The organism is Bartonella sp. MU70NMGDW (assembly GCF_042194085.1).
Taxonomy (GTDB): domain Bacteria; phylum Pseudomonadota; class Alphaproteobacteria; order Rhizobiales; family Rhizobiaceae; genus Bartonella; species Bartonella grahamii.
In genome coordinates this window covers 1-2744 of record NZ_JBHIMK010000164.1, presented here as the reverse complement: position 1 = coordinate 2744, position 2744 = coordinate 1, and the positions used below count along the sequence as shown (strand labels likewise).

The 2744-nt window shown below is 40.6% G+C and carries 4 protein-coding genes and 1 pseudogene; all 5 read right to left on the bottom strand.

What is annotated here, in order from left to right:
• Positions 1-91 precede the first annotated feature (91 nt).
• On the bottom strand, positions 92-451 hold the full coding sequence (locus ACFIKE_RS09150) for a hypothetical protein (RefSeq protein WP_273724680.1): 360 nt from the start codon (positions 449-451) through the stop codon (positions 92-94).
• Between the two features lie 170 nt (positions 452-621).
• Positions 622-1032, bottom strand: a complete 411-nt coding sequence (locus tag ACFIKE_RS09145) for a hypothetical protein (protein WP_375649468.1) — start codon at positions 1030-1032, stop codon at positions 622-624.
• Complete coding sequence (locus ACFIKE_RS09140) at positions 1016-1234, bottom strand: hypothetical protein (RefSeq protein ID WP_375649466.1); 219 nt, start codon at positions 1232-1234, stop codon at positions 1016-1018. Before ACFIKE_RS09140 ends, ACFIKE_RS09145 begins: the two co-directional genes overlap by 17 nt.
• Entirely contained in the window at positions 1222-1629 is a 408-nt protein-coding gene (locus ACFIKE_RS09135; protein WP_375649465.1) for a hypothetical protein, read from the bottom strand. The genes ACFIKE_RS09140 and ACFIKE_RS09135 overlap by 13 nt, the downstream gene beginning before the upstream one ends.
• Positions 1626-2744 (bottom strand): annotated as a pseudogene (locus ACFIKE_RS09130) (filamentous hemagglutinin); the annotation flags it as partial. The pseudogene ACFIKE_RS09130 and the gene ACFIKE_RS09135, both read right to left, overlap by 4 nt.

Below are 2744 nucleotides of genomic sequence, written 5' to 3'. Positions count from 1 at the left end.
GCAAGCAAAACAGCAACGTTATAACGACGCAGCATAAAAAGAAAACCTTGTCACGTAAGGACGGACAAGGCTTTCTCTGCTGAAGCAAGACTTAAGGCTGGCATTCAAGTTGTTCTGAATGTTTTTTACAATAAGGGCTATTTAAGCGTCTCTCAACACTTCGCTGAGGCATGACAGCACCAGGACGACATATGGGAAGATTGTCCGATTTATGGTTTTCACACCAATCTTGTATTGTAAAGCTAGGACGAAAACCTGATTGCGCCATACACATTTCAATACTGGCAAATTGATTCAAATCTAGCGCCACAACCTTATTAAGGTCCGGTACTCCACATTCTAAAAGTATTTTATTTCTCCATAATGCTGGAGAAAGTGAGGGAATTGAGTTAACACATCCAGTGATACTTAACAGAGCTATGCAACTCAACAGTTTTAAGATTTTCTTCATTTTTCCCCTCTTTCAATGGATTTATTTACGATAAAACAGAGCTCATAAACCTGTTGATATTTCCTGTCACCGCTGCTGAAAACAACAGTGAACAATATTGAAATGGTTAGTTGAGGAAACAATCCCGCCATTCCAAACAAAGGAAAGGATGGCGGATTGTTGATCATTACTTAAGGCTTGCATTCAGGTTGTACTGGACTTCTTTTACAAAACGGGCTGTTTAAGCGCTTTTCGACACTTCTCTTCGGGATGACAGCACCAGGCTGACAAATAGGGAGGTTTTCCATCCAATGATTCTCACACCAAGATGGTCCCCCATATCTGTCACGGAATCCTGCTTGAACCATGCAAGCATCAATGGTTGCATTATCGTTGTTGCTTAGCTTTTGAACTTCATCCTCAAGATAATTAAGGTGTGGCATGCCACATTCTAGCAATGCTTTTCCTACCTCGGTAAAGTCTGCTCCTGGCTTCTTCCACCCTGCTACTTCTCCTGGAGGAGGTTTATCAATGTTTTCAATATCACATCCAGTAACCGTTAACAAAATGAGTAGGCTTAATAAATTAAACAACATTTTCATTTTTTGTTCCCTGTTCTCGTTGAATAAAGTTTTTTAAAACCAAATGAACCGTAATTCCATCTACACGCATCACTCGCATCAGCATAACAATTATGGGGGCTCGGGTGTTGAGATGATTGGTTGAGGGAACAATCCCGCCGTTACAAGCAAAGGCAAAGATGGCGGATTGTTGATCGTCACAAACAAAACTTAAGGTTTGCATTCATCCGCGTTTTTATACCTTTTACAAAACGGGCTGTTTAAGCGCTTTTCGACACTTCTCTTCGGGATGACAGCACCAGGCTGACAAATGGGAAGGTTTTCTTCTCTAAATGTATAACACCAGTTTCCTCTCCCTTTATAATGGAATCCTGCTTGAACCATGCAAGCATAAATTGTTGCATCCTCATTAATACTAAGCTTTCTGTTTTCTGAATCAATATCAAAAATGCTTGGCATTCCGCATTCTAACAAGGCTTTTCCTACTTCAGTAGAATCTGCACCTACCTTCTCCCACATACTCACATACTCTGGAGGAGGCTTATCAATGTTTTCAATGTCACATCCAGCTACACTTAATAGGACTATACCACTCAATAATTTCAAAATTTGTCTCATTTTTTCTTCCATAAATGATCTAAAGTCGAATAAATTGAATGAATTTGTTTAGTAGGAGATGTTCCATAATTAGTTATACACGCTTTACTTGCATCACCATAACAATTATGGGGACTAGGATCATAACCGCCTAACGCCCTCCCTCCCTCTATCAATGGAGAGGTTGCTGTAGTCAATAAACTGTTTGCTGCAAATATCGTCATATAAAAAGGATTTTTTATACCTTTCTCCAAAAGTGAAACATCTAGATTTAAAGGTACTTTGTAAAAAGTAGGTGCATTGTAACCAAACAACGTACTAATAGGGTCAGATGCATGGCTTTGTAAGTAAACATGATCATTTTTGCCATCGCTTACGACATATAATGCATTCGCTATCGATTGAGCATGATCCGCTGGTCCATAAAGATAAATATCTGTTTTTTCTGCTATACCGTGGATGCCGCGCTTTTCAAAGTCACGTAGTCCATTGCCTACTGTTAAGCTACCACGACTATGCGCACTAACAATCGCCCCTGTATTGCCATAACGATAGGTAAAATCTTGGAATTTCTTGGCCGAATTACTCCATCCCCCAAAATACTCATAAATTGCTATCCCGAACTCTACTAGCTTGTCTTTAGCTTGGGGGTGGTATGTAAAATAAAGGGGTTCATGCGCATTATCAGCTAATTGGACAGCACGATAGGCAGCCTCATCTGGTGTGTTAAAAATACCATTATAGAACATACGCCTGTTGCCATCAGAACCAGCTTGTAAATGCTTTTCTTCCTCTGGTTTTAAATAGCGATACAGAATTATTGGTTTTCCATCGCTGCCTTTTATAGGTTTTCCATTTTCATCGGTTAAATAGAGGACATTGCCATTTTCATCATGCGCAACCTCACCTACAGGATGCTCTTTAACATTTGCGACTTCGCGTATTTTGTCCCAGTATCCCAATCCTTCATCCGATAAATCATTGATCATATCTACGCGATTATGAACGATCCCCTCAAGCGATGTGGCGTCCACCGGTGCAACGGCTTGGTGGGCTGTAGCGGTGTTGCGGTTGAGAGAGCCAATGATTTGTCCAGCATCTTGCCCCATCGCCCTCTGTCCAGTTGTATCAGTAAG